The organism is Mycobacterium sp. shizuoka-1, from assembly GCF_002723835.1.
GTDB lineage: Bacteria > Actinomycetota > Actinomycetes > Mycobacteriales > Mycobacteriaceae > Mycobacterium.
In genome coordinates, this window is the sequence record NZ_BEWG01000025.1 from 77,807 (window position 1) to 103,592 (window position 25,786).

Genomic DNA, 25,786 nt, shown 5'->3' on the forward strand with positions numbered 1-25,786 from the left:
TGCCGTGGGCGGCTTCGGGGACGGTCGCGATGCGCAGTCGGTGGCTGCGGTGTCGTGTGGATCCTGTGGTGTCCGGCTGCCGCTGAACTCGCGGTTCTGTCACCAGTGCGGCGCGGCTGTGGCCTCGGCCGGCCGGTCGGCCGAGTACAAGCAGGTGACGGTGCTGTTCGCCGATGTGGTGCGGTCGATGCAGATCGCGGCGTCGGTGGACATCGAGCGGTTGCGCGAGATCATGACCGAGCTGGTGGAGCGGTCGGCGTCGGTGGCGCGGCGTTTCGGTGGCACGGTGGAGTACACCGGCGACGGGGTGATGGCGATCTTCGGCGCACCGGTTGCGTTGGAAGACCATGCTTTTCGCGCTTGTCTAGCGGCGCTGGCGATTCAGCAGGAAGCCGCTCGGCTGGCCGGTGAGGTGCGCCAAGCCGACAAGGTGGAGCTGTCGCTGCGGGTGGGGCTGAACTCGGGCCGGGTGATCGCCGGGGATGTCGGGTCGGCGGGATATCGGGCGACCGGTGAAACGGTCGGGCTTGCGCAGCGGATGGAGTCGGTGGCGGCCTCGGGCGGCGTGATGCTGTCCGAGTCGACCGCGGCGCTGGTGGGGGAGCGGGTGACGATGGCCGCACCGGAATGGGTGCGCATCAAAGGCTTCGAGGACCCGGTATGCGCACGGCGGCTGACCGGCATCGGTCCCAGGCGCAGCCGGCTCGGGATCGCCGAGACCACATTGGTCGGGCGACACCACGAGATGAACACCCTCGACACTGCCGTGGCGCGCGCCGTCGATGGCCGTGGTGGGGTGGTCGGCATCGTCGGTGCCCCGGGCGTCGGAAAGAGCCGGGCAGCGCGCGAGGCCGCCGCCCGCGCCGTGGCGCGCGGAGCCGAGGTGTTCTGGGGCTTTTGCGAATCACACGCCCGCGACGTCCCGTTCCACGCCGTGACTCGGCTGTTGCGGGATGTCGCGGGGGTGGCCGACCTCGGCGGCGTCGCCGCGCGCGAGCGATTGCGGACCAGCATGCCCGCTGCCGATCCGCGGGACTTGCTGCTGCTCGATGATCTCCTCGGCATTGCCGACGCGAACGTGCCTCTGCCTCAAATGGATTCGGATACCCGGCGGCGCCGGCTGACCGACCTGGTCAACAGCAGAGCGCTCGCCCGCGACGCGCCTGCGCTGTTCATCATCGAGGATGCCCACTGGATCGATCCGGTCAGCGAGTCCTTGCTGGCCGACTTCCTCGCGGTGATCCCGCGCACCGCGTCGATGGTCCTGATCACCTACCGCCCGGAATACCGTTCCGCGCTGTCCCGGGTACCCGGAAGCCAGACCATAGAGCTTGAGCTGCTGGTGGATTCGGACATCGCCGCACTACTGGCCGAGGTTCTGGGGGCCGATCCGTCCATCGGTGAGCTGGCGTCGATCATCGTCGAGCGGGCCGCGGGCAACCCGTTCTTCGCCGAGGAGATCGTGCGCGAGTTCGTCCAACGCGGTGTGCTGACCGGCGCCCCGGGTGACTATCGATGTGCCGCGGATGTCGCCGAGGTGAGCGTGCCGGTCACGGTGCAGGCGGCCATCGCGGCGCGTATCGACCGGCTCAGCCCGCCCGGCCGGCAGACCCTGAATGCCGCCTCGGTGATCGGTGCGAGGTTCGGGGCCGGCCTGCTGGCGCAGCTCGGCATCGATCCCGTGTACGACGAGCTTCTCGCTGCCGAACTGATCGACCAGGTGCGGGCCAACCCGTACGCCGAGTTCGCCTTTCACCACCCGCTGATCCACGCCGTCGCCTACGACTCCCAACTGAAATCGGATCGCGCGGGGTGGCATCGGCGGCTGGCCGCCACTATGGAACGCTGCGCACCGCAGGGCGACGAGAACGCCGCGCTGATTGCCGAACACCTGGAAGCGGCCGGCGACCTCACCGCGGCGTACAGGTGGCACATGCGCGCCGCAACATGGTCGACCAACCGCGACATCGGCGCGGCCCGCACCAGCTGGCAGCGGGCCCGGCGGATCGCCGACGTGTTGCCTGAGGACGATCCCGAGCAGCTGTCCATGCGTATTGCCCCGCGAACCATGCTGTGCGCGACCGACAGTCAAGCCCGGGAAGCCGCAGAAGGAAAAGCCCGCTTCGCGGAGTTGCAACAGTTGTGCAACGCGGCCGGCGACACCGTCTCGCTGGCGATCGGCATGAGCGCGCTGTCCACTGAGCTGTGCTTTGCGGGGCGGGTCCGTGAGGCCGCCCGGGTATCCACCCAGCAGATGGCGTTACTGGAGTCCATCGCCGACCCGACCCCGGCCATGGGGCTGTCATTGCTGGCGTTCGTCAACTGGCTCAGGGTTGCCGAATTCGGCGAGATCCTGCGCTGGTCGCAGAAGATCGTCGACCTGGCCGGTGGCGACCCCGACAAAGGCGCCGGCTTCGGGGTGGGGTCACCGCTGGCGGGCGCGTTGGCCTGGCGCGGCACCGCGCGGTGGTGGTTGGGCCGCCCCGGATGGCGTGACGATCTCCATACGGCCGTGGCCACGGCTCGCATGAGCACCCCGGATACCCTCGCCGCAGTGATCGCCTGGTCTTACGGCTTCGCGATGCACTACGGGGTGCTGCGCGCCGACGACGCCATCATCGGTGCGAGTGAAGCTGCGCTGCAGACTGCCCAGGAGGCCGGCAACGATCGCGCGCTGGACTTGACCACCTACACGCTGGCCGTGGCTCTGCTGAATCAGGACGATCCGATCGACCGGCGCCGGGGGCTGGACCTGGTGCGGCGGGCTCGCGAGATATGGCTGGCCAAACGGGCACATTTCCTCATCCCGGTCACCGATGTGTGGATCGCTCGGGAAGCGGCCAGCCACGGCGACCCGGACGCCGCACTCCAGGCGGTCCGCCGAGCCGTCGACGAGCTGCGGGAAACCGGAAACCTGTTCTACGGGTTCTGGGGCACCGGCGTCCTGGCGGAGATGCTGCTGCAGCGAGACGGTGCGGGTGATCTGACCGAGGCCGAAGCGGCGGTGGACTGGCTGGGCACGCTGTGCGCCGACACCGGATCGGCGGTGCTTGAGGTGGCCCTGGTGAAGCTGCGTGCACTGCTGGCTCGGCGACGGGGTGACACCATCGGGTATCGCGGCCATCGGGACCGCTACGCCGACTTGGCCGCGAACCTCGGCTTCGAGGAGCACCTGACCTGGGCCGTCGCAATGCCGTGACCGGCTCTGGTGGCCGGTGTCAGCGGTGACGGGCCGACGCACCGCGACCATCGCGATCGCTATCGTGTGATGCCGGTGTCGCTTGGGTTCGCGGGGCAGGACGGCTGGGCCCACTCGCTGCCGTGACCGCTTTGGCGGGCATTGCGCTGCGGGGTTTCGGCCGGGCCACCGCATGCGAAGTGGATTGCGCCCGAAGCGGATTCGCCGATCGTGGTGGTGTGCGCAGCGCGGCCCGGGCGTTGTCCATTCCGGTGTCGATCGCGTCGGCGAGGTCAGCGGCGAACTTCTGCGGGGTGATCGCCGGGATCAGCCGCGCCGGTGTGGTTTCCCAGGGCTTGATGCTGCGGTCGTAGCCCGCTTCGACGATCACCCGGAAGAACGGTTCGACCACGTCGATCATCGCCTCGGGCACACCCAGTGAACGCAACGGGTTGAACAGGGGCAGGTTCTCGGTCGCGAAGAAGTAGTAGCTGGTGTCGCCGTGGGTGCCCTGATAGGCCGACGATGTCGTCGGGTCGGGCGGCAGACTGACATCGAAGAAGTTGGTGTGCAGGTACAAGATGCCCAGCACTGCGTTGGCGGTGGCGACGAGATTGAGCGGATACAGCGGGAAATCGGTGAACCCGTCGTATTGCCGGTTGATCTCGATCGTGGTGAACGGAGTGTCGGTTGCCGCGGCGCCGTTGAACGGAAAATCGAGGATCGGAATGTAGGCGCCGCCGAACCGGGACATCAAGCCGCCATTGGGCAGATTGGGATCACCGCTGAGGACGAACTGGATGTCGGGGGCGATGGTGCCGACTGGATACCGCTCGGCGAGCCGCTTTTTCACCACATTGGCCACACCCGCGCCCTGCGACAGGCCGTAGATCACCAGAGGGTCGGTGCCCCGCGCGGTGATTGCCGCCTCCAGATCGGCGGCTCCGGCCTGCAGGGACTGATTTGCGGTCAGGTCGAACAGTCCCGAGAGCTTCCACACTGACTCGTCCGGCCATGCCGGGCCGCCGAACCCGAACAACCGCGGGTCCCCGAGCGCGAGCCCGATGAGACGCATGATCCCGGTCACCGGCCACATTTGCTGCGGCGTCGTCACCGGGACGTAGGCGATGTCTTCGCCGGGGTGGGTCGGCGCGATGTACTGGTTCTTGACGACGTCGATGAAGGTCGCATCGGGCGTCGGGCAGGTGGTCCCGCATACGATCAGCGCGGTTCGGTCCGGTTCATCGGCGGCCGCCGCGGGGATCACCGTGGTGGCCACCGCCATGACGGCGCTGCCGATCGACAAACTCAGCTGTCGTGCGATGTTCATGGTGCTGCCCCCTGTGTCTGGGGACCATCGTCACCGCCGGCGGCGTGGGCAACGTCAGTAGTGCACTACCGAACTCAGTTCACCGCGCCGCGGGTCACCTGGGGCCCGGGGGACGAGCGGTGCCGCGACAACAGCCGGCCGGCCTGACCGGGCGCACCGAGTTGGAGCATGGCGGCCAACGCGGTTTCCAGGATCACTTCCTGCTGAACTCGGCTGCCGCCGATCGACGGCAGGCCCGGCAGCGATTCGAGCAGATAGTCCAGCGCGGCGCGGGGTTCGCCGTTCACCAGGGCGATGAGGCCCTCGCCGATGAGATGCAAGGTGTTGGCCTGCGCTTCGGTCGCGCCCGGAACACTGACCGCGCGGATCGCCGCCGGATCGTTGGCCGCGGCCAGCAGCAGCAGCGCGTGGAACGCGATGAACGCCGTCTGCGGCCGGTAGGCCAGTGAGCCGGCCTCGGCGAGCACCGGCATCGGGTCGGGTGGGGTGACCCAGTCCGGATGCAGGCGGGCCCGCCACGCCAGCGAACCGGCATCGACCAGAGCGCGCACATCCCGGGAGTGCGGGGGAGCCAGGAACGCCGCGTACCGCCGCGCCGCGGCGGCGGCGTCACCCATCGCCAACTCGTGCAGTGCGGCGTGCCATTGGAAGTGCGGCAGGTAACGCTGTGTGCTGCCGTCGCTCGGGATCCAGTCGGACAACCACTTCAAACCCGCTCCGTGAGCGTCGGTTTCGTAATGCACATGGGAAAGGGCATGCGCCGCATTGCCGTTGCCCGGATCCAATTCCAGCGCGGCGTCGGCCAGATCGGCAGCGTCATACCAGAGGCCCTGTTCGGTGCGGCCGTAGGCGCGCAGGCCCAGATACCACGGCGCTTCGCCGTGCACACCGGTGAACTTTTCGACGTATTGCCAGGCGTCGGGCAGTGCGTCGCCGGCACCGGCGAATGCGATCGAGGGGGCGAGCACCAGCAGCGCGACCGCGTCGTCGGGTGCGCGGTCCAGATGCGCGATGAGGGCTTGCGTGCCCGCCGCATTGCCGTTCTCGCACCAGGTCGCGATGGCCTCGACGTGACTGCGGTCCTCCTCGCTACCGTGGGCCAGCGCGGCGCGCGCTCGCGCGAGATGTCCGCCGACCGCGTCCGGCCCGCCGGCGCGGTCCGGGCGCTCCATCGCGATCATCGCCAGCGCGACATGGGCGCGCGCATGGTTCGGGTCCTCGGCGACGGCAGCGGCGAAGGCGACCGACGCGCCGTCCTGGACGGCGAGCAGCCGTCGCACCCCTTCGGCGTAGGCGGCGTCGGCCCCGGTCGACTGCGTGGCGGCGGGCACCGGCCTGGGCGCCCGCACAGGATGATCACGGGTGTCGTCGGCGACCAACCTCGCGACAGCCGCGGCCTGCGTGCGGATTTCGGGAATGGCCGTGGTCTCCCACTCCTCACCCTGGCGGATCGACCCGAGACACACGATGCCCGCAACTGTGGCGCCGGTGTCGTCGATCAAGCGTCCCTCGCCGTCGAGACGCACCCCGATACCGCACGGATGCGGTGACGCCAGCCCGGCGGCCAACAGGTTGGCCCACAACGGGGAACGCTGCAACGATCGCCGATCCCACGCGGTTCCGGTGGCGACGACCACCGCGTCACCGCGCCGGCGCACCGACTGATCGCTGGTCGTGACGACGAGTTCGACTCCGTCGTCGCGCAGCGTGACGTCGGCGACCTCGCCCGCTTCGACGGTCAGCCGGCCGCTCTCGATCGCCGCGGCGATCGCGTCGGCGACGGTCGGCGGCATGCGGTGGCGCAGGATCTCCCACTGGCGCAGATCCTCACGCAGGAACCGGCGCTGATCCTCCCAGCCCAGCGCGCGCCACAGACGTGCGGTGTGCGGCCGGATCGCATCGATGACCTGCCGCCAGTCCAGGCCGGATTCGCGGGCCTGGGCCAGATCCGCGCCCAGCGCTACGCGCAGCTGCTCGAGAGTGACGTCGGCCCCCAGCGCCTGCAGGTGCGGAATGTCGGCCGGGGTGCCGGTGTAGCGGAACCGGTGCGGCAGAGCGCCGTTGCGCGACAACAGCGTCACGGTGGCACCACGTGCGATCAGATGCAGCGCGACGTCGACACCGGTCAGTCCCGATCCGATCACCAGGACGTTCGCCGGCCGGCGTGCACCCAGCGCGGCCAGCGCGCCCGGTGCCCACGGATCGACCACGACCTTGCCGTCGGTGTCGGCGGCCAGCACCGGCGCGAACGCGCGGTCCAGGGAATCGGGCATGCCGCCATCGGGGCGGCCGGCCGCGAGGATGACGGTATCGGCCCACACCGACCGTCCGTCGTCCAGTTTCACGTGCGTCGGAGTCCCCGGCACCACGCCGACGACTGCGGCCTTCTCGATCCGCACATCGGCAGCAGTCAGCTGTTCGCGCAGATACCGGCCGTACGCGAGCCGGGGTGCGAAACCCTCGAACGTCGGCACGGCCCGCTCGTCGAGCCAACGGGCGAAGTGGTCGGGATCGTCGGGCCACGCCGACATCCGCGCGGCGGGAACGTTCAACAAATGGGTGGGGTCGCTGGTGCCGTAGGCCGCACCCGTACCGGGATTGCCGGAGGCGTCGATCAGCGTGATCTGTGCCTGCGGCGTGACCCGGCGCAGGTGAGCGGCCGCGAGCACACCCGCGGCTCCACCACCGACAATGGCGACTCGCATCACGCAGGGATGGTAGCGCCGGCACGTGGTGCGCCTGCCGGGAAATCCCGATCGCGCCGGGTGTCATCCGGCAAGGTTGAACCGTCCGCCGCTGCCGTAGATCGCCAGCGAGATCAGCAAAGTCACCGACACCACGACCACCAGGGAGGTGCGCACCGCATCGCCGGTCGCGACACCGACACCCGACGGCCCGCCCGATGCGAAGTAGCCGAAGTAGGTGTGGATCAACAGGATTGCCAAGGCCATCAGGATGGCCTGGACGAACGACCAGAGCAGGTCCATCGGGCTCAGAAACGTCGAGAAGTAGTGGTCGTAGAGCCCCGCCGACTGGCCCAGCAGAGCGACCGTGGTGAACCGGCTGGCCAGGAACGACAGGATGACCGCCACGGCGTACAACGGGGCGATCGACATCATCCCGGCGACGATTCTGGTGCTCACCAGAAACGCCATCGGCCGGATCGCCATGGCCTCCAGCGCGTCGATCTCCTGGTTGACCCGCATCGCGCCGAGTTGGGCGGTCACCCCGGCCCCGAAGGTCGCGGCCAGCCCGATACCGGCGACCACGGGTGCCGAGATCCGGACATTGATGAACGCAGCGAGGAACCCGGTGAGCGCTTCGATACCGATGTTGCCCAACGAGCTGTAACCCTGCACCGCCAACGTGCCGCCGGTGGCCACGGTGAGAAACCCGACGACCACCAGAGTGCCCCCGATCATCGCCAAAACCCCTGCGCCCATGCTGATCTCAGCGATCAACCGGACGATCTCACTGCGGTAGTAGCGCACCGCCGTCGGGATGCCTGCGATCGCCTTGGCGTAGAACAACGCCTGATCGCCGATCCGGCCCAGCACATACCACGGCCGTTCCGCCGCGCGGGTCGCCCGCGGAAACAGGGCCCGGTGGGTCACAGAGGTCTCCATCGCACCTCATCAAGGTCCGCGACCGGCCGGGCGCCCTGTAGGGCCGTTCGTCCCGGCTATCAGCGTCTAAGGGCTCATTCGGGTGGGACCGGTGCTTGTGCCGGCGGCCAGATCGCGGATGCTGGGTACGTGAGAACACCCGAACCGTTCACCGCGCTCGGCGTGGACGGGGTGCGCATCGCCGCCGACCGGCTGGGCGATCCGGCCGCCCCATCCGTCGTCTTCCTCCATGGCGGTGGGCAGACCCGGCGCTCGTGGGGGCGGGCCGCCGCCGCGGTGGCCGAACGGGGCTGGCAGGCGATCACCGTCGACCTGCGCGGCCACGGCGAGTCGGACTGGTCGGCCGAAGGCGACTACCGGGTGGTCAGCTTCGCCGGCGACGTCCTGGAACTGCTGCGCCACCTGCCCCCGCGACCGGTACTCGTCGGCGCGTCCCTGGGCGGGTTCACCGCGATGCTGCTCGCCGGCGAGCTGGCACCGGCGGCGTTGCGGGCGCTCGTGCTGGTCGACATCGTGCCCGACATGGATCCGTCCGGGGCGTCGCGCATCCACCGCTTCATGTACGAGCGCATGGAGTCGGGTTTCGCCTCGCTCGACGAGGTCGCCGACATGATCGCGGAGTACAACCCCAATCGGCGCAGGCCCAGCGACCTCGACGGGCTGCGCGCGAACCTGCGCCTGCGCGACGGCCGCTGGTATTGGCACTGGGATCCCAAGTTCATCGACGGCACGGCCGCCAGCCCGCCCATCGAGGTGACCGAAGTGGACCGGATCAACGCCGCGGTCGAGTCGATCCTGGCCGCCGGAGTGCCGATGCTGCTGGTCCGCGGCCAGATGAGCGACCTGGTCACCGCGGAACGGGCCGAGCATTTCCTGGACCGGTTCCCGCAGATCGAGTTCGTCGACGTCGCGGGGGCCGGGCACATGGTCGCCGGTGACCGCAACGACGTCTTCGCGCAGGCCGTGGTGGAGTTCCTGGCCAGGTGCCCGGACGACGGGTGAACGGGGTGTGAACCGGCGGCGAACTGTCCCACCGGTGCTGGCGCGGCCCGCCGCCGCGCACGACACTGTTCAGCGTGACCGGAGCATCGCTTTTCCACAGGGTCCTCGATTGGCTGCGCGGCGGCTATCCGCACGGGGTGCCGGGGCCCGACCGGGTGCCGCTGCTGGCACTGCTGCGCAACACCCCGCTCAGTGAGGACGAGATCAAGGAGATCGTGCGCGAGATCTCGGCGCAGGAGTCGCAGGCACCCGCCGGCCACGAGATCGACCGCGACGAGATCGAGCACTTCATCGCCGACCATATCCACCACGACGCCGGCCCGGAGAACGTCAAGCGGGTGGCGGCGACGCTGGCCGCCGCCGGGTGGCCGCTGGCCGGCGTCGACGAGGACGCGGTCAGCGACTGATCAGCCGCGCAGCGATTCGGTGTTGATCACGAAGCGGTAGCGCACGTCGCTGGCCAGCACCCGTTCGTAGGCCTCGTTGATGTACTCCGGCTCGATGATCTCGATCTCCGGGGCGACGCCGTGCTCGGCGCAGAAGTCCAGCATCTCCTGGGTTTCGGCGATACCGCCGATCATCGAACCGGACAGGCTGCGACGCCCGCCTGCCAGCGGGAACACCGGCACGGCCATCGGCTTCTCGGGGATGCCGAGTTCGACCAGCGTGCCGTCGACGGCCAGCAGGCCCAGGTACTTGCCCATGTCCAGGTTCGCCGACACCGTGTTCAGGATCAGGTCGAACTGGCCGGACAGCGTCTTGAAGGTGGCGGGATCGCTGGTGGCGTAGTAGGCGTCGGCGCCCAGGCGCAGGCCGTCTTCCATCTTCTTCAGCGATTGACTCAGCACGGTCACCTCGGCGCCCATCGCATGGGCGAGCTTGACACCCATGTGGCCGAGGCCGCCCAGGCCGATGACGGCGACCTTCTTGCCGGGGCCCGCGTTCCAGTGCCGAAGCGGTGAATACAGCGTGATGCCCGCGCACAGCAGCGGAGCCGCGGCGTCGAGGCCGACACCCTCGGGGATGCGCAGGACGTAGTTCTCGTCGACCACGATCTCGCCGCTGTAGCCGCCGTAGGTGGGCGCGCCGTCGCGTCCGACGGCGTTGTAGGTACCGACCATCCCGGTGCCGGTGCAGTACTGCTCCAGGCCGGCCTTGCAGTTGTCACACTCGCGGCAGGAATCGACGAAACAGCCGACGCCGACGCGGTCGCCCACCTGGTATTTGGTGACCTCGCTGCCGACCTCGGTGACCACGCCGGCGATCTCGTGGCCGGGTACGACGGGGTAATTCGGCTGTCCCCATTCGGCTTTCACGGTGTGGATGTCGGAGTGGCAGATGCCCGCGAAATGGATGTCGAACCGGACATCGTGCGGGCCCACGTCGCGGCGGGTGATGGTGGTCTTGGCCAGCGGATCCGTGGCGGATGTGGCGGCGTATGCGGAAACTGTGCTCATCGTTGTCCTCGTGTTGGCGTTTCAGGCAGCACTGATCGACTCAGTCGACAAAAGTTAGGTGTCGCGACGCTGCGACCAACAGGAATAACCCGGGGCGGTGGGTGCCTAATCCCGCGTGAGAGATTTATAACCCGGGCGCGCGGATTCCGCCGTTGAAGGACAGCCGCTGATAGCTGACCACCCCGGCCAGCGTGTACGGGTCGCGCCGGGTCATGTCCTCGGCGTCCTCGACGCTGATGTCGGCGGTGATCAGCACCCCACCGGATCCGTCGTCCTGGCGCCCAGCCAGCAGCAGACGCCCGGCGGCGACCTCCTCGTTCAGCCAGGCCAGGTGGGCGGGCCGAGTCTGGTCGACGACGTCGAGTGGCTTCTCGTAGGTGATGGTCAGCACATGGAACACAAGGCGTGACGGTACACGGGCTGTCCGGCACCGGCGGTGCGGCAATCTCGACCTAGTTGATCGGGGCGTTGAGCCAGCGCAGGTCGTCGAGAATGCCGCGGGCGGCCACCAGGCCCTGGCCGGTCTGCCACACCTCGTTGTTGACGACGAAGACCCGGTTGTCGCGGTTGGCCGACAGCTTGCGCCATGGCCCGCTGTCGAGCACGGCCGCGGCGCGATCCTTGGCCGCCGGCGACGCGAACGACAGGTACACGATGTCGCCGTCGGCGGCCGACAGGTCCGGCGACCGGTCCAGGTCGGCGTCGGAGATGCCGATCTCGATGTAGGGCTTGTCGGTGAACCGTTGTGCCGCAGGGCGATCCACGCCGACATCGGCCAGCACCGACGCCGGGAAGTTGGCGGCTCCGTAGACCCGCATCGTGGTGTCGGTGAACTGCACGATCGACGCCTGGAAGTGCGCGGCGTCGTTGGCGATGCCCTTCTGCCGGGCCTGTTCGGTGAAATCAGCCAGCAGAGCGGCGGTGGCCTCACCGCGCCCGGTGGCGGCGCCGATCGTGCGCAGGTTGTCCTGCCATCCAGCGCCGGGGGCGTCGGTGAACACCGTGGGGGCGATGGCCGACAGCGCCGGGTAAGACTGGGGGGTCAGCTCCTGCGAACCGAGGATGAGGTCTGGTTTGGCCGCAGCGATCGCGGCCAGGTCGGGTGCGCTGCGGGTGCCGGCGCCGGGCAGATTGTGGATGACGGTGCCCAGATACGACGGCTGGCCGGTGGAGCCATCGGGCATTGCGGCGGCCACGATCCGGGTCTGCAGCCCCAGCGCGCACAGCGCGTCGAGCTCGTCGCCGGCCAGCACCACGATCCGCTGCGGGTCGGCGACCACCGCGGTCTCCCCGGCGGCGTGCCGGACCGGCGCGGGTGGTGCCGGGTCGAGCCGGGCCGGGTCGGGGGCACACGACTCGTCGGGCCGGCGCTGATTGCCCAGCACGCCGGCGCTGGCGATCTTGGTGGTGCTGGTGACCGGTGTCCGGGTGGCAGCCGGGGCCGGGCTGCTCGATGAACCGGAGCACCCGCTGACAACCGTCATGGCGACCGCCGCGAGCACCGCGCCGGCGGCCATCACGACACCCGCACGCTTACCGCCGATCACCACGACGCCGACGGTAACACCCGACCGTGGCAGTGCCGCTGAGCTGCGGCCGAAGGCGTCGCGGTGCCGAATACGACAGAATGTAGGACCCACACCCCATCGGCGACGACGGGCGGCTAGGATCAACTACACGTTCTCGGGTGTGCTAACTGATTTTGGAGGACTGTTGACTGCCGTTGTGCCTTCACGGGGAGAACTCGAGGCCACTCGGCCCATGCCTGCACGGATGGGCCCGAAGGGCAACCTGATCTACAAGATGATCACGACGACCGATCACAAGCTGATCGGCATCATGTACTGCGTTGCCTGCTTCATCTTCTTCTTCCTCGGCGGATTGATGGCGCTGTTCATCCGCGCCGAGCTGGCCGTGCCCGGCCTGCAGTTCCTGTCCAACGAGCAGTACAACCAGCTGTTCACCATGCACGGCACGGCGATGCTGCTGTTCTACGCGACGCCGATCGTGTTCGGGTTCGCCAACCTGGTGCTGCCGCTGCAGATCGGCGCGCCCGACGTGGCCTTCCCCCGGCTCAACGCGCTCTCGTTCTGGCTGTTCGTGTTCGGTGCGCTGATCGCCCTCGGCGGGTTCATCACCCCCGGTGGTGCGGCCGACTTCGGCTGGACTGCCTACACGCCGCTCTCGGACGCCATGCACAGCCCCGGCGCCGGTGGTGACCTGTGGATCCTGGGCCTGGCCGTCGGTGGTCTGGGCACCATTCTCGGCGCGGTCAACATGATCACCACCGTGGTCTGCATGCGTGCTCCCGGCATGACCATGTTCCGGATGCCGATCTTCACCTGGAACATCTTCGTCACGTCGATCCTGGTGCTGGTGGCCTTCCCGCTGCTGACCGCGGCTCTGTTCGGCCTGGCCGCCGACCGTCACCTCGGGGCGCACATCTACGACCCCGCCAACGGCGGCACCATGCTGTTCCAGCACCTGTTCTGGTTCTTCGGGCACCCTGAGGTCTACATCATCGCGCTGCCGTTCTTCGGCATCGTCTCGGAGATCTTCCCGGTGTTCTCCCGCAAGCCGATCTTCGGCTACACCACCCTGATCTACGCCACGATCAGCATCGCGGCGCTGTCGGTGGCGGTGTGGGCGCACCACATGTACGTCACCGGTGCGGTGCTGCTGCCGTTCTTCAGCTTCATGACGTTCCTGATCGCGGTGCCCACCGGGATCAAGTTCTTCAACTGGATCGGCACGATGTGGAAGGGCCGGCTCACGTTCGAGACGCCGATGCTGTTCTCCATCGGCTTCCTGGTGACCTTCCTGCTCGGTGGCCTGTCGGGCGTGCTGCTGGCCAGCCCGCCGATCGACTTCCACGTCAGCGACAGCTACTTCGTGATCGCGCACTTCCACTACGTGCTGTTCGGCACGATCGTGTTCGCCACCTACGCCGGAATCTACTTCTGGTTCCCGAAGATGACCGGACGCCTGCTCGACGAGCGGCTGGGCAAGTTGCACTTCTGGCTGACGTTCATCGGCTTCCACACCACGTTCCTGGTGCAGCACTGGCTGGGTGACGAGGGCATGCCGCGCCGCTACGCCGACTACCTGCCGTCGGACGGCTTCGAGACCCTGAACATTGTCTCGACCATCGGTGCGTTCATCCTCGGTGTGTCGGTTCTGCCGTTCGTCTGGAACGTCTTCAAGAGCTGGCGTTACGGCGAGGTCGTCACGGTCGACGACCCGTGGGGCTACGGCAACTCGCTGGAGTGGGCGACCTCCTGCCCGCCGCCGCGGCACAACTTCACCGAGCTGCCCCGGATCCGTTCGGAGCGGCCGGCGTTCGAGCTGCACTACCCGCACATGATCGAGCGGATGCGGGCCGAGGCCCACGTCGGGCGCGCGCACGGGCCGGACGACGGCGACGTCACCCGCCTCGACGACGAGCACGTCCGCACCTAGCCCGGGATATACACCCGTCCAGGTATGACCATGTCCAAGGTGTCGGTGCTGATCACCGTCACCGGTGTCGATCAGCCTGGCGTGACGTCGGCACTCTTCGAAGTGCTGGCCCGCCACGAAGTGGACCTGCTCAACGTCGAGCAGGTGGTGATCCGGGGGCGCCTGACGCTCGGGGTGCTGGTTTCCGGCCGCGCCGAGGTGGCCGACGGCATCCGGTTGCGCGACGACGTCACCGATGCGATCCACCGGGTCGGGCTCGACGTCACGATCGAACGCAGTGACGACCTGCCGATCATCCGCGAGCCGTCCACCCACACCATCGTGGTGCTCGGCCGGCCGATCACGGCGGCGGCGTTCGGGGTGGTGGCCCGTGGGGCCGCGGCACTCGGGGTCAACATCGACTTCATCCGCGGGGTTTCGGACTACCCGGTGACCGGCCTGGAGCTGCGGGTGTCGGTGCCCGTCGGCGTCGGTGCCGAACTGCGCACGGTGTTGGCTCGGGTGGCCTCCGAGCAGGGGCTGGACATCGCCGTGGAGAACTACAGTCTGGAGCGCCGGGCCAAGCGGCTGATCGTGTTCGACGTCGACTCGACGCTGATCCAGGGCGAGGTCATCGAGATGCTGGCCGCCCACGCCGGCGCCGGCGAGGCAGTCGCGGCGATCACCGAGGCGGCCATGCGCGGCGAACTGGACTTCGCCGAGTCCCTGCACCGCCGGGTGGCCACCCTGGCCGGCCTGCCCGCCGAGGTGCTCGACGAGGTGGCCGACCAGATCGAGCTCACCCCGGGCGCGCGTACCACGATTCGGACCTTGCGCCGCTTGGGTTTCCACTGCGGTGTGGTGTCCGGCGGATTCCGTCAGGTCATCGACCCGCTGGCGCACGAGCTGATGCTGGACTTCGTCGCGGCCAACGAACTCGAGATCGTCGACGGCAAGCTGACCGGACGGGTGGTCGGCGAGGTGGTCGACCGCGCCGGAAAAGCCAAGGCGCTGCGCGACTTCGCCCGCCAGGCCGGGGTCCCGATGGAGCAGACGGTGGCGGTCGGCGACGGCGCCAACGACATCGACATGCTGGCCGCCGCCGGTCTGGGGGTGGCGTTCAACGCCAAGCCCGCGCTGCGCGAGGTCGCCGACGCGTCGCTGAGCCATCCCTATCTGGACACCGTGCTGTTCATCCTGGGCATCACCCGCGCCGAGATCGAGGCGGCCGACGCCGTGGACGGTACGTTGCGCCGGGTCGAGATCCCGCCAGAGTAAGCGATTTCGGCGCGGAAACCGCCGCTGAGCGAACGTTTGCGCGCCGAAATCGCTAGATCACCACGGCCGTGGTTTCGGGGGTGGCCGATCCGGTGATGCTGCGCCATGCCCGGCCGAGCAGTTCGATGGCCTCGGTCAGCTCGTGCTCGGGCAGCGCGAACGGTATCCGGACGAACCGCTCCAGCGTGCCGTCGACACCGAAGCGTGGGCCCGGGGGCAACTCGACTCCCAGCCGGGAGGCCGACGCGCACATCGCCGAGCTGACCGGGGCGGGCAGTTGCACCCACATCGACATGCCGCCGGTTCCTGGTAGCGGCCGCCACTCGGGGAGATGGTCGGCGATCAGGTCGAGCAGCAGGGCCCGCCTGCCGCGCAGGATCTCTCGTCGTTCGGGCAGGACATCCTCGGCGCGTTCGGTGAGAAGCCATGCGGCAGCCAGCTGTTCGATCATCGAGGTGCCCAGGTCGATCGACGGGCGCAGTGCGCGAATGGTGGCCAGCACGTTCGGTTCGGCCCGGATCCAGCCGATGCGCATACCGCCCCAGAACGACTTCGACATCGACCCGATCGTGATCAGCAGGTCGGTGCGCGAGGTCATCGACGCGGCCACCGGCGGGGGCACCGGCTCGTCGAGCCAGATGTCGGTCATGGTCTCGTCGATCACTGTGCGGGTGCGGGTCTCGGCGATGATGTCGGATAATCGCTTGCGATCCGCCGCCGGCATCGAGAACCCTGTCGGATTGTGATTGTCGGTTACCAAGTAGGCCAGGGTCGGAGCGAGTTGGCGCACGGCGGCGTGTATCGCGTCGAGTTCCCAACCCTCCCTTGTCATTGCGACGGGCACCGGCCGTGCGCCTGCGGTGCCGATCGCGGTGAGCACGCCGTGGTAGGTGGGCTGCTCGACGAGCACCCGATCGCCGGGCTGAACGTAGGTCGCCAGGATCAACGCGATGGCGTGCTGCGCGCCGCTGGTCACCATGATCTGGTCCGCGGTGGTGGAAAGTCCTCGGGCGCAATAGCGTTCGGCGATCGCCGTGCGGAAGGCCAGCAGCCCGCGCATGTCGTGACCGGTCTGCTGCAGATAGGTGGCGGACTGACGGGCGGCTTCGGCGAACGCCTCCTGGACCGCGCTGGCCGGTGCGGCCAGGGCTGCTTCGGCCAGATTGATCCTGGCCGGGGTGTCGCTTCGCGCGGGTTCGGCCGCGTGGGGGAGGGCGACCGTGCTGCGCGCTCCGCGACGGGCGTGCAGGTAGCCGGACTCGCCCAGCTCGGTGTAGGCGGCGGTGACCGTGGTGCGGGACACCCGCAGCGCGTCGGCCAGCGCGCGCTCGCTGGGCAGCCGGGCGCCGACCGGCAACCGGCCGTCGACGATCAGCATCCGCAGCGCGTCGGCCAGCGCCTGGTAGGTGGGGCCACTACGACTGGATGTCCGCCAGTTGCCCAGTTCGCGGGCCAAAAGCTCCGGATCCAGGGCCCGGGCCGTCAATGTCGTCGCCATTTGCAAGCCAGTATGGGCCAACTGGCTATTGATCGGCAAGCCAGTCACTCGGAAGCATGGATGTCATGAGTACTTGGTTCTCTCGAGTGGCCCAGCGGCTGGCGGCCATGCTGGACGCCCATAACGGCCCGTGGAATCCGACGACGACCGGCTGGGACGACGTCGACGCCGACGCCCGCCGGCTGCGCGCCGACCTCGACGCCCTGCGCGTCCGCTTCTCCGACCATCGGTGAGGGCGGCACTGCGCGGCAGCGCACTGCTGACCGGACTGGCCTGTTACGGCTTCTCGATGGCCATGATGGTGCGGGCCGGGCTCGGGCTGGACCCATGGGACGTGTTCCACCAGGGCCTGACCCGGCATACTCCGATGACCATCGGGGTGGCCTCGGCGGTGGTCGGCATCGTCGTGCTGCTGTTGTGGATCCCGCTGCGGAACAAGCCCGGCATCGGCACCATCGCCAACGTCATCGTCATCGCGGTGACCGTCGACGCCGGTCTGGCCGTGCTTTCCGCGCCGGAGTCGATGCCCGCCCGCATCGCGCTGATGCTTGCGGCGGTGGTCCTCAACGCGGTGGCCACGGTGCTGTACGTGGGTGCCGGGCTCGGGCCCGGTCCGCGCGACGGACTGATGACGGGATTGGTTGCCCGCAGCGGCCTTTCGGTGCGTCTGGTGCGTACCACGATCGAGGCCACCGTGCTGGGCGCGGGCTGGCTGCTGGGCGGCAGTGTCGGCGTCGGGACGGTCATCTACGCATTCGGGATCGGGCCGATGGTCCAGCTGGTGTTGCGGCTGACCCCCGGGCCGGTGCTGGCGGTCAGCGGCTGGGCCCACATCGTCGGACACGGCGGAAAACGCGGCGACCCCGCACGTACGAACCGGGCTGAATGCGGCACGATGGTGCAGTGCCCGACGCCGCCGACGAGGTCGACCCCGACCTGCTGATCGACTTCCGGAAAGTCTCGCTGCGCCGCGGGGGACGGGTCCTGGTCGGGCCCATCACCTGGCAGGTCGAACTAGACGAGCGTTGGGTGGTGATCGGACCCAACGGCGCGGGCAAGACCTCGCTGCTGCGCATCGCGGCCGCGATGGAATACCCGTCGTCGGGCACGGCGTACGTGCTCGGTGAGCGGCTGGGCCGGGTGGACATGTCCGAACTGCGGCAGCGGGTCGGGCTCAGCAGCTCCGCGCTGTCCCAGCGAGTGCCCGACGACGAAGTGGTCCGCGACCTCGTCGTCTCGGCCGGCTACGCCGTGCTGGGCCGGTGGCGGGAGGACTACGAGGCGGTCGACTACGCCCAGGCCGTCGACATGCTGGAGAGCGTCGGCGCCGAACACCTCGCCGAGCGGGTCTACGGAACGCTGTCGGAAGGCGAACGCAAACGGGTGCTGATCGCACGCTCGCTGATGACCGACCCCGAACTGCTGCTGCTGGACGAACCCGCGGCCGGGCTCGACCTCGGCGGCCGGGAGGAACTGGTGGCCCGGCTGGCCGATCTGGCCGCCGACCCGGACGCGCCGGCGCTGGTGCTGGTCACCCACCATGTCGAAGAGATCCCGCCCGGCTTCAGCCACTGCCTGATCCTGTCCGAGGGCCAGGTGGTGGCCGCCGGGCTGCTGCATGACACGCTGACAGCGGAAAACCTGTCCACCGCGTTCGGGCAATCGATCGCGCTGGACACCATCGACGGCCGCTACTTCGCCCGGCGGGTGCGCAGTCGCGCGGCCCACAGGAGGCGTTTGTGACCTCGAGTCGACGATGCGGGCCGAGGGACGAGGTCCGGGGAGGAGCGAGCACATGACCGGGGACAAACCCGAACCGCTGCCGGTTCGTCCGGCCGCGACGGTCATGTTGATCCGGGACACACACGAGGTCGGTGTCGAGGTCTTTCTGATGCGCAGGCACCGCGCGATGGAGTTCGCCGGCGGGGTGATGGTGTTTCCCGGCGGCGGGGTCGACGACCGCGACCGCAACTCCGACATCGCCTGGTACGGCCCGGCGCCGCAGTGGTGGGCGGACCGGTTCGGCATCGACGCCGACCTCGCCGAGGCGCTGGTCTGTGCCGCGGCTCGCGAGACGTTCGAGGAATCCGGGGTGTTGTTCGCCGGGCCCGCCGAAGACCCCGACGGCATCGTCGCCGACGCGTCGATCTACCACGGTGCCCGCGCTGCGCTGGTGGACCGCAGCCTGTCGTTCTCGGAGTTCCTGCGCCGCGAGAACCTGGTGCTGCGCGCGGACCTGTTGCGGCCCTGGGCCAACTGGGTCACGCCCGAAGAAGAGCGCACCCGCCGCTACGACACCTACTTCTTCGTCGGTGCGCTGCCGCACGGTCAACGCGCCGACGGCCTCAACACCGAATCGGACCAGGCCGACTGGACCAGTCCGGAGGCCGCGATCGAGGATTTCGCGCAGGGCCGGTCCTTCCTGCTGCCGCCGACGTGGACCCAGCTGGACTCGTTGGCCGGTCGCACTGTCGACGAGGTGTTGACCCTGGAGCGCCAGATCGTGGTTGTGCAGCCCAATCTCGCGGTCCGCGAAGGCAACTGGGAGATCGAGTTCTTCAACAGCGACCGTTACAACGCCGCCCGTAACCGCCGCAGCCCGGCGGGTTACGGCGGTGACTGACATGCGCGAGTTCGTCAGCATCCACGTCGGCGAGCAGCATCCCGGCGTCGGCGTGTTGCTGGTGTCGCGGCCGCCGACCAACGCCCTGACCCGGCAGACCTACCGGGAGCTCATCGACGCCGCCGCCGAGGTGGGACACCGCACCGACGTCGCGACGGTGATCCTGTTCGGCGGGCACGAGATTTTCTCCGCCGGTGACGACGTCCCCGAGTTGCGCACCCTCAACCGCCAGGAAGCGCAGGCCGCCGACGGGCTGCGCCGACAGGCGATCGACGCGGTCGCGGCGATCCCCAAGCCCACCGTCGCCGCCATCACCGGCTACGCCCTGGGCGCCGGGCTGACCCTCGCGCTGGCCGCCGACTGGCGAGTCAGCGGCGACAACGCCAAACTCGGCGCCACCGAGATCCTGGCCGGCCTGGTGCCCGGCGGCGGGGGAGGCCAGCGGCTGGCCCGCGCCATCGGAACCGCCCGCGCGAAGGATCTGGCGTTCAGCGGCCGGTTCGTCGACGCCAAGGAGGCGCTGGCGATCGGGCTCATCGACGAGATGGTGGCACCTGACCACGTCTTCGACGCCGCCGCGGCGTGGGCGGGCCGGTTCGTCGACGCCGCCCCGAGCGCGCTGGCCGGGGCCAAGGCGCTGATCGACGGCCACCTTGACGCCGGTGAGCAGGCGCAACGCTACGGCGAGGTCTTCGCGGCGGGCGATGGCAGTTAGGCTGCCCTGATGGACACCAAGGACTCCGGCGCCCTGTCTGATGTCGCGGGCGACCCCGCTCCGACACCGCACGCGACTGCCGAGCAAGTCGAGGCCGCTCTCAAGGACAGCAAACTCGCCCAGATCCTGTACCACGACTGGGAGGCGGAGAGCTACGACGACAAGTGGTCGATCTCGTACGACAAACGCTGTGTGGACTACGCCCGCAACCTGTTCGACGCGACCGTGCCGCCCGAGGAACTGCGCGAACTGCCCTATGACCGGGCGCTGGAGCTCGGCTGCGGTAGCGGCTTCTTCCTGCTGAACCTGATTCAGGCCGGGGTGGCCCGACGCGGCTCGGTCACCGACCTGTCGCCCGGCATGGTCAAGGTCGCCACCCGCAATGGCCAGAACCTGGGCCTGGACATCGACGGCCGGGTCGCCGACGCCGAGGGCGTGCCCTACGAGGACGACACATTCGACCTCGTCGTCGGTCACGCGGTGCTGCACCACATTCCCGACGTCGAGAAGTCGCTGCGCGAGGTGGTCCGGGTGCTCAAACCGGGCGGCCGGTTCGTGTTCGCCGGCGAGCCCACCAGCGTGGGTAACACCTACGCCCGCTCGCTGTCGACGCTGACCTGGCGGGTCGCCACCAACGCCACCAAGCTTCCCGGCCTGCAGGGGTGGCGCCGGCCGCAGACCGAACTCGACGAGTCGTCGCGCGCGGCTGCGCTGGAGGCGGTCGTCGACTTGCACACCTTCGACCCGGCCGATCTCGAGGCCATGGCCCGCAATGCCGGCGCAGTCGACGTGTCGACCGCGACGACGGAGTTCACCGCCGCGATGCTGGGCTGGCCGCTGCGCACCTTCGAGGCCGCGGTACCCCCCGGCAAGCTGGGCTGGGGCTGGGCGAAGTTCGCGTTCACCAGCTGGATCGGGCTGAGCTGGATCGACGACAACGTCTGGCGCCGGGTGGTGCCCAAGGGCTGGTATTACAACGTCATGATCACCGGGGTCAAACCGTCCTGACCTTCGGGCGCGACGACGTCACCTACCTCACCAGTGCCGAGGGTGCGGCGGCGCTGGCCGAGGTGGCGGCCTATCCGCTGACCGAGGCCAGCCGCTTGGCCGACATCGCCGCGATCCGCGACCGGTTCGCCGACCGCGCGATCGCGCTGATCGAAACCACCTTGCTGCGCCGCAAGGCCGTCACCAAACTCGCCTCGCTGGCCGACGTATCGGGCTGGCTGTTCACCGACGACGCGTTGCAGCAGGCCACCGCGGCGCCGGTGGCCCGGCACCGGGCCGCCCGGCTGGCCGGTGCGGCGGTGCACGACGCGACCTGCTCGATCGGCACCGAGCTGGCCGCGCTGCGCACGACCGCGGCCATGCTCGTCGGCAGCGACCTCGACGAGGTCCGGCTGGCGATGGCTCGCCACAACGTGCCCGATGTGGCGCTGTGCCGCGCCGACGCCCTGCGACCGATCAGCCGCGACACCGTGGTGGTGCTCGACCCGGCCCGCCGGTCGGGCGGGCGGCGCCGGTTCGACCCACGCGACTACCTGCCGCCGCTGGACGCGCTGCTCGACGCCTACCGCGGACGGCCGACCGTCGTGAAATGCGCGCCGGGAATCGATTTCGACGCCCTGCAACAGCTGGGCTTCGACGGTGAGATCGAGGTGACCTCGACCGGCGGATCGGTGCGGGAAGCCTGCCTGTGGTCGGCGGCGCTGGCCGAGCCGGGAGTGCGCCGGCGAGCTTGCGTGCTCGACCGCGACGAGGTGGTCACCGACGCCGAGCCCGACGACTGCGTGGCCGGTCCGGCCGGACGGTGGATCGTGGACCCTGACGGCGCGATCGTGCGCGCCGGACTGGTCCGGCACTACGCGGCCCGGCACGGTCTGTGGCAGCTCGATCCCGCGATCGCCTATCTCACCGGTGATCAGTTGCCCGCCGGCGTCCGGGGCTTCGAGGTGCTCGACGAGCTGCCCTTGCGGGACAAGGTGTTGCGCCGAGCGCTCGCGGAACGGGACTGCGGGCAGCTGGAGATCCTGGTGCGCGGGGTGGACGTCGATCCCGACGCGCTGCGACGGCGGCTGCGGCCCGGTGGGCAGGTGTCGCTGGCGTTGGTGATCACCCGGATCGGCGCGGGCGCGGGTGAACGCACTTCTGTATTCCTGTGCCGACCATCGGCCCCGGGCGACAAGCGCGGGTAGGCTGACGGCGACGGCGCCGGTGCCGTCTTCACAGCGCGAGGACGATCGACGAATGCGCATTCTGCACCTGACCGCACTGCTGGCGGTCGGTGTCGTGCTGGGTGAGTACGGCATCGCGGTCGCAGGCGCGCAGACCGACTGCGCGGCACTGGGCGGAGTCATGGAGCCCGGCAACGTCTGCCACGTACAGAGCTCGGCATCGAACTACACGATGGATTTGCGGTTCCCCACCGACTACGCCGACCAGCAAGCCGTCCTCGACTACCTGGCGCAGAACCGCGACGGATTCACCAACGTTGCGCAGACGCCGGCCTCGCGGAACACGCCCTACGAAATGGACGTCACCACACAGTCATTCACCTCTGGGCCACCTGCCGGAGGCACACAAAGCGTGGTGCTCAAGCTGTTCCAGGACGTCGGCGGTGCACACCCGACGACCTGGTACAAGGCGTTCACCTACGATGTGGCGCACCGCAAACCGGTCACCTTCGACACCCTGTTCGCGCCCGACGCCAACGCTGTCGCCGCGATATTTCCGGTGGTGCAACGCGATCTGGAACGCCAGACCGGACGCAGCGGCGTGATCGCCACGAGCGACGGGCTCGATCCGTCGCACTATCAGGACTTCGCCATCACCGACGACGCGGTGATCTTCTTCTTCAGCCAAGGCGAACTGCTGCCGTCGGACGCCGGCGCGACCTCGGCGTCGGTGCCGCGGGCGGTCCTGCCGCCGTTGCAGCTGACCTAGTCGGGGTCGAAGCCGTAGAGCTGGCCCGCGCTGGTCGCCACCACCACCCGACGATCCGCGCCGACCGAAACCCCCACCGGGAACCCGTCGGCCTGCGGCAGTGGATAGCTGTTGAGTGTGCGGCCGTTCGCGGGATCGAAGACCAACAACGACAGCCCTGACGACGGGTCGGCGACCACGGTGTAGGCGGTCGTGCCCGCCTGACTCGACGAGCTCAGCGGGGTGACATCGTCGCGCCGCCAGGCGATGTCGGCGTGCTGACCGGCGTCCTTGATGGCCACCAGATGGGTGTTCGGTCCGCCCCCGACGACGATCAGGCCGTCGGGCGAGACCGACGGCGGGGTCTGCGGCAGGAAGTCCAGCGGCACAGACCATTTCGCTTTGCCGTCGGAGGTGTTCAATGCCCAGAGTTTCTGGTCGCGTCCGGTCACGTAGACGGTCGTGCCGTCGGCGGAGGCCACCGGTGCGGCCAGCACACCGGCGGCGATCGCGTCGCTGCTCCACTCCCGGGTCAGCAGTGGGGTCTGGCCGGGGTGGTACTGCAGACCCACCATTCTCGACGCGGTGGCGCCCGGTTGCCACAGGCTCACCACGATCGTGCGGGTCGCCGCGGCATACGCAGGCGGGGCCGAGACCGGGCACTGCGGCTGCGCGCGGGCACAGTCGGCCAGGCCACGGGTGGAATCGGTGGGATCGAGGCCCTCGACGAGGTCGAGCGGGGTTCCGGTCACGTCGCCGCGATGGGAGTCGAACACCAGCACCTGCCCGAGGTGGGTCACCACCAACAGCCGGCCGCCGCCGAGAAACCGTGCCGTGGTCGGCATCCCGATGACGTTCTGACGCCAGCGGATCCACTGGGTGGGCGGGTAGGCCTGCATCATGCCGGGCTGGCCGATGTAGAGGTTGTCGAACTGGTCGAACAGCGGGCTGGCGAATCCGCCGCCGAGCACCATCCGGGTACACCAACGCTGGCGGCCGTTGTTGTCGATCTCCCACACCATCAGCGAACAGCCGCCGGCGGTCTGACCGTTGACCGCCAGGTAGCTGCCGTCGCCCAGGGCTGCCCCGGCGCCCAGCTCGCCCTTGACCGACCGGCTCCACCGCAACCGGAGCGCGGAAGCCCCGCCGGTGCTCGTGAAGCTGCTGTTGGCGGCATCGCCGTATTGGGCGGACCAGCTGTGCGCTGCGGTGGACTCGACCCAGGAGTCGGTGTTCCCACAGCCGGCCAGGCCGGTCACAACCAGCGCGGCCGACGCCGACGCCAGCACTCGCCGCGGTACCCGTGTCTTAACCATCCCGCCACCAGACAGTACAGGCGGGGCTTACCCATGCCGTCCCTGGAGCTAGGCTCTCAGCCCATGACGTCGATGTGGGGCTCGCCGGTCCACAAGCGGTGGAGGGGTTCGCGGCTGCGTGACCCGAGACAGGCCAGGTTCCTGACCCGGGAATCGCTGCGCTGGGTCATCAAGAACCGCGCGTACACGCCCTGGTATCTGGTGCGCTACTGGCGGCTGTTGAAGTTCAAGCTGGCCAACCCGCACGTCATCACCCGCGGCATGGTGTTCCTCGGCAAGAACGTCGAAATCCACGCCACCCCGGAGCTGGCGCAACTGGAGATCGGCCGGTGGGTGCACATCGGTGACAAGAACACCATCCGCGCCCACGAGGGCTCGCTGCGATTCGGCGACAAGGTGGTGCTGGGCCGCGACAACGTCATCAACTGCTACCTGGACATCGAGCTGGGCGACTCCGCGCTGATGGCCGACTGGTGCTACGTCTGCGACTTCGACCACAAGATGGACAACATCGAGATGCCGATCAAGGACCAGGGCATCATCAAGAGTCCGGTGCGGATCGGTCCGGACACCTGGATCGCGGCGAAGGTGACCGTGCTGCGGGGCACCACGGTCGGGCGTGGCTGCGTGCTCGGCGCGCACGCCGTCGTCAAGGGCGACATCCCGGACTTCTCGATCGCGGTGGGGTCACCGGCGAAGGTGGTCAAGAATCGCAAACTCGCCTGGGAGACCTCGGCGGCCCAGCGCGCCGAGCTGGCCGCCGCGCTGGCCGACATCGAGCGGAAAAAGGCCTCGCGTCTAGAGGCTTAAGTCATGTTCTAGCGGGGCTTTAGGCACTATTGGCGGCCGATTGTCCGGAGTTATGCAGAGGCATCCATTCACCTCGTCGGGGAGGGTACCTGTGAAGATCTCCACCATCATCAAGGCTGTACTGGCCACCACGGTGAGCATGCTCGTCGTGCTGGCGGCCGCGCCGTTCTCGGCGGCGGCCGACTATCCCATCGTGGGCAGGCTGGGTAGCCCGTTGACGATGACCGACAGCGTCGGCCAGGTCAGTCTGAGCTGGACGGTCGGCGGCCTCAAGCCGTCCACCGACGTGATGCCGGGCTATCAGGTCGCGGGCCAGCTCTGGGAGGCGACCGCCACGGTCAATGCGCTCAGCGGTCCGGTCACGCCGGCCATCTCGCAGTTCAACGCCGTGGCCCCCAATCAGGCGGCCTACCGGGTGCTGTGGATGGTCGCCGCACCCTCGAACATCAGCGGCGCCACCATCCCGCAGGGCGGCACGGCGACCGGCAAGATCCATTTCGACGTCACCGGTCCCGCACCGACCACGGTCACCATGAACAACGGCATGGAGGACCTGCTGATCTGGACGCCCTGACCGGCACCCTCGGGGCCCG

23 protein-coding genes are annotated in these 25,786 nt (G+C 69.0%); 15 read left to right on the forward strand and 8 right to left on the reverse strand.

Translation table 11 applies throughout. From position 1 onward, the window contains the following. Positions 1–4 precede the first annotated feature (4 nt). A complete protein-coding gene (locus tag MSZK_RS09140) occupies positions 5–3,199 on the forward strand; it encodes an adenylate/guanylate cyclase domain-containing protein (RefSeq protein ID WP_233211192.1) in 3,195 nt (1,064 codons plus the stop codon). Positions 3,200–3,218: 19 nt separating this feature from the next. Here MSZK_RS09140 and MSZK_RS09145 read toward each other — a convergent pair whose 3' ends face one another. The 3 genes from MSZK_RS09145 to MSZK_RS09155 form a co-directional block, all read right to left on the reverse strand. Beyond that, a complete protein-coding gene (locus MSZK_RS09145) occupies positions 3,219–4,508 on the reverse strand; it encodes a PE-PPE domain-containing protein (RefSeq protein WP_233211193.1) in 1,290 nt (429 codons plus the stop codon). Positions 4,509–4,582: 74 nt separating this feature from the next. After that, a complete protein-coding gene (locus MSZK_RS09150) occupies positions 4,583–7,213 on the reverse strand; it encodes an FAD/NAD(P)-binding protein (RefSeq protein WP_099247070.1) in 2,631 nt (876 codons plus the stop codon). Positions 7,214–7,276: 63 nt separating this feature from the next. After that, positions 7,277–8,134: an ABC transporter permease gene (locus tag MSZK_RS09155; protein ID WP_099247072.1), complete on the reverse strand. Its 858-nt coding sequence runs from the start codon at positions 8,132–8,134 to the stop codon at positions 7,277–7,279. A 129-nt stretch (positions 8,135–8,263) separates the two neighbouring features. Here MSZK_RS09155 and MSZK_RS09160 point away from each other — a divergent pair, with 129 nt between their 5' ends. Together MSZK_RS09160 and MSZK_RS09165 are read left to right on the forward strand one after the other, a co-directional pair. Continuing rightward, on the forward strand, positions 8,264–9,136 hold the full coding sequence (locus MSZK_RS09160; RefSeq protein WP_099247074.1) for an alpha/beta fold hydrolase: 873 nt from the start codon (positions 8,264–8,266) through the stop codon (positions 9,134–9,136). A gap of 74 nt (positions 9,137–9,210) precedes the next feature. Further along, positions 9,211–9,543: a DUF3349 domain-containing protein gene (locus MSZK_RS09165; protein WP_099247076.1), complete on the forward strand. Its 333-nt coding sequence runs from the start codon at positions 9,211–9,213 to the stop codon at positions 9,541–9,543. On the opposite strand, the gene MSZK_RS09170 is transcribed toward MSZK_RS09165, so the two are convergent. The 3 genes from MSZK_RS09170 to MSZK_RS09180 form a co-directional block, all read right to left on the reverse strand. Next, on the reverse strand, positions 9,544–10,593 hold the full coding sequence (locus tag MSZK_RS09170) for an NAD(P)-dependent alcohol dehydrogenase (protein WP_099247078.1): 1,050 nt from the start codon (positions 10,591–10,593) through the stop codon (positions 9,544–9,546). It lies immediately after the preceding gene. A gap of 124 nt (positions 10,594–10,717) precedes the next feature. After that, the gene (locus MSZK_RS09175) at positions 10,718–10,993 is read right to left on the reverse strand and encodes a YciI family protein (protein ID WP_099247080.1); all 276 of its coding nucleotides are present in this window, start codon (positions 10,991–10,993) and stop codon (positions 10,718–10,720) included. 52 nt (positions 10,994–11,045) lie between these two features. After that, the gene (locus tag MSZK_RS09180; RefSeq protein ID WP_233211194.1) at positions 11,046–12,143 is read right to left on the reverse strand and encodes an iron-siderophore ABC transporter substrate-binding protein; all 1,098 of its coding nucleotides are present in this window, start codon (positions 12,141–12,143) and stop codon (positions 11,046–11,048) included. 163 nt (positions 12,144–12,306) lie between these two features. Between MSZK_RS09180 and ctaD the strand changes: the two genes are divergently transcribed. Both ctaD and serB read left to right on the forward strand, forming a co-directional pair. After that, the gene (ctaD, locus tag MSZK_RS09185; RefSeq protein WP_199203259.1) at positions 12,307–14,052 is read left to right on the forward strand and encodes a cytochrome c oxidase subunit I; all 1,746 of its coding nucleotides are present in this window, start codon (positions 12,307–12,309) and stop codon (positions 14,050–14,052) included. Between the two features lie 30 nt (positions 14,053–14,082). Next, the gene (gene serB / locus MSZK_RS09190) at positions 14,083–15,309 is read left to right on the forward strand and encodes a phosphoserine phosphatase SerB (RefSeq protein WP_199203267.1); all 1,227 of its coding nucleotides are present in this window, start codon (positions 14,083–14,085) and stop codon (positions 15,307–15,309) included. A 52-nt stretch (positions 15,310–15,361) separates the two neighbouring features. Here the strand turns inward: serB and MSZK_RS09195 are convergent, their stop codons facing one another. Then, complete coding sequence (locus MSZK_RS09195) at positions 15,362–16,807, reverse strand: PLP-dependent aminotransferase family protein (RefSeq protein WP_099247086.1); 1,446 nt, start codon at positions 16,805–16,807, stop codon at positions 15,362–15,364. Positions 16,808–16,872: 65 nt separating this feature from the next. Between MSZK_RS09195 and MSZK_RS32290 the strand changes: the two genes are divergently transcribed. Genes MSZK_RS32290 through MSZK_RS09235 form a run of 8 tightly spaced genes read left to right on the forward strand, consistent with a single transcriptional unit; the run spans position 16,873 to position 23,088 of the window. Further along, entirely contained in the window at positions 16,873–17,040 is a 168-nt protein-coding gene (locus MSZK_RS32290) for a hypothetical protein (RefSeq protein WP_158230563.1), read from the forward strand. Beyond that, on the forward strand, positions 17,037–17,750 hold the full coding sequence (locus tag MSZK_RS09205) for a YitT family protein (protein ID WP_099247088.1): 714 nt from the start codon (positions 17,037–17,039) through the stop codon (positions 17,748–17,750). Before MSZK_RS32290 ends, MSZK_RS09205 begins: the two co-directional genes overlap by 4 nt. Further along, positions 17,693–18,550, forward strand: a complete 858-nt coding sequence (locus MSZK_RS09210; RefSeq protein WP_099247090.1) for an ABC transporter ATP-binding protein — start codon at positions 17,693–17,695, stop codon at positions 18,548–18,550. Before MSZK_RS09205 ends, MSZK_RS09210 begins: the two co-directional genes overlap by 58 nt. Before the next feature lie 13 nt (positions 18,551–18,563). Then, positions 18,564–19,430 carry an NUDIX domain-containing protein gene (locus MSZK_RS09215; RefSeq protein WP_199203260.1) on the forward strand — a complete coding sequence of 289 codons (867 nt, stop codon included), beginning with the start codon at positions 18,564–18,566 and terminating at the stop codon, positions 19,428–19,430. A gap of 1 nt (position 19,431) precedes the next feature. Next, a complete protein-coding gene (locus tag MSZK_RS09220) occupies positions 19,432–20,145 on the forward strand; it encodes an enoyl-CoA hydratase (protein WP_099247095.1) in 714 nt (237 codons plus the stop codon). A 9-nt stretch (positions 20,146–20,154) separates the two neighbouring features. Further along, on the forward strand, positions 20,155–21,153 hold the full coding sequence (locus MSZK_RS09225; protein ID WP_199203261.1) for a class I SAM-dependent methyltransferase: 999 nt from the start codon (positions 20,155–20,157) through the stop codon (positions 21,151–21,153). After that, the gene (locus MSZK_RS09230; protein ID WP_099247207.1) at positions 21,087–22,340 is read left to right on the forward strand and encodes an SAM-dependent methyltransferase; all 1,254 of its coding nucleotides are present in this window, start codon (positions 21,087–21,089) and stop codon (positions 22,338–22,340) included. Before MSZK_RS09225 ends, MSZK_RS09230 begins: the two co-directional genes overlap by 67 nt. 52 nt (positions 22,341–22,392) lie before the next feature. Next, complete coding sequence (locus MSZK_RS09235) at positions 22,393–23,088, forward strand: esterase (protein WP_099247097.1); 696 nt, start codon at positions 22,393–22,395, stop codon at positions 23,086–23,088. Here the strand turns inward: MSZK_RS09235 and MSZK_RS09240 are convergent. Further along, entirely contained in the window at positions 23,085–24,383 is a 1,299-nt protein-coding gene (locus MSZK_RS09240) for a PQQ-binding-like beta-propeller repeat protein (protein ID WP_099247099.1), read from the reverse strand. The genes MSZK_RS09235 and MSZK_RS09240 overlap by 4 nt on opposite strands. Positions 24,384–24,446: 63 nt before the next feature. Between MSZK_RS09240 and MSZK_RS09245 the strand changes: the two genes are divergently transcribed. Both MSZK_RS09245 and MSZK_RS09250 read left to right on the forward strand, forming a co-directional pair. Then, positions 24,447–25,193: an acyltransferase gene (locus MSZK_RS09245; protein ID WP_099247101.1), complete on the forward strand. Its 747-nt coding sequence runs from the start codon at positions 24,447–24,449 to the stop codon at positions 25,191–25,193. Positions 25,194–25,284: 91 nt separating this feature from the next. After that, entirely contained in the window at positions 25,285–25,767 is a 483-nt protein-coding gene (locus MSZK_RS09250) for an MPT63 family protein (protein WP_199203262.1), read from the forward strand. Positions 25,768–25,786: the final 19 nt, after the last annotated feature.

What these genes read in the sequence shown, in the direction of transcription:
- MSZK_RS09145 (WP_233211193.1), bottom strand. Translation starts at nt 4,508, where the DNA reads ATGAACATCGCACGACAGCTGAGTTTGTCGATCGGCAGCGCCGTCATG.
- MSZK_RS09150 (WP_099247070.1), bottom strand. Translation starts at nt 7,213, where the DNA reads ATGCGAGTCGCCATTGTCGGTGGTGGAGCCGCGGGTGTGCTCGCGGCC.
- MSZK_RS09155 (WP_099247072.1), bottom strand. Translation starts at nt 8,134, where the DNA reads ATGGAGACCTCTGTGACCCACCGGGCCCTGTTTCCGCGGGCGACCCGC.
- MSZK_RS09170 (WP_099247078.1), bottom strand. Translation starts at nt 10,593, where the DNA reads ATGAGCACAGTTTCCGCATACGCCGCCACATCCGCCACGGATCCGCTG.
- serB (WP_199203267.1), top strand. Translation starts at nt 14,083, where the DNA reads ATGTCCAAGGTGTCGGTGCTGATCACCGTCACCGGTGTCGATCAGCCT.
- MSZK_RS09195 (WP_099247086.1), bottom strand. Translation starts at nt 16,807, where the DNA reads ATGGCGACGACATTGACGGCCCGGGCCCTGGATCCGGAGCTTTTGGCC.
- MSZK_RS32290 (WP_158230563.1), top strand. Translation starts at nt 16,873, where the DNA reads ATGAGTACTTGGTTCTCTCGAGTGGCCCAGCGGCTGGCGGCCATGCTG.
- MSZK_RS09210 (WP_099247090.1), top strand. Translation starts at nt 17,693, where the DNA reads ATGCGGCACGATGGTGCAGTGCCCGACGCCGCCGACGAGGTCGACCCC.
- MSZK_RS09215 (WP_199203260.1), top strand. Translation starts at nt 18,564, where the DNA reads ATGCGGGCCGAGGGACGAGGTCCGGGGAGGAGCGAGCACATGACCGGG.
- MSZK_RS09220 (WP_099247095.1), top strand. Translation starts at nt 19,432, where the DNA reads ATGCGCGAGTTCGTCAGCATCCACGTCGGCGAGCAGCATCCCGGCGTC.
- MSZK_RS09225 (WP_199203261.1), top strand. Translation starts at nt 20,155, where the DNA reads ATGGACACCAAGGACTCCGGCGCCCTGTCTGATGTCGCGGGCGACCCC.
- MSZK_RS09235 (WP_099247097.1), top strand. Translation starts at nt 22,393, where the DNA reads ATGCGCATTCTGCACCTGACCGCACTGCTGGCGGTCGGTGTCGTGCTG.
- MSZK_RS09240 (WP_099247099.1), bottom strand. Translation starts at nt 24,383, where the DNA reads ATGGTTAAGACACGGGTACCGCGGCGAGTGCTGGCGTCGGCGTCGGCC.
- MSZK_RS09245 (WP_099247101.1), top strand. Translation starts at nt 24,447, where the DNA reads ATGACGTCGATGTGGGGCTCGCCGGTCCACAAGCGGTGGAGGGGTTCG.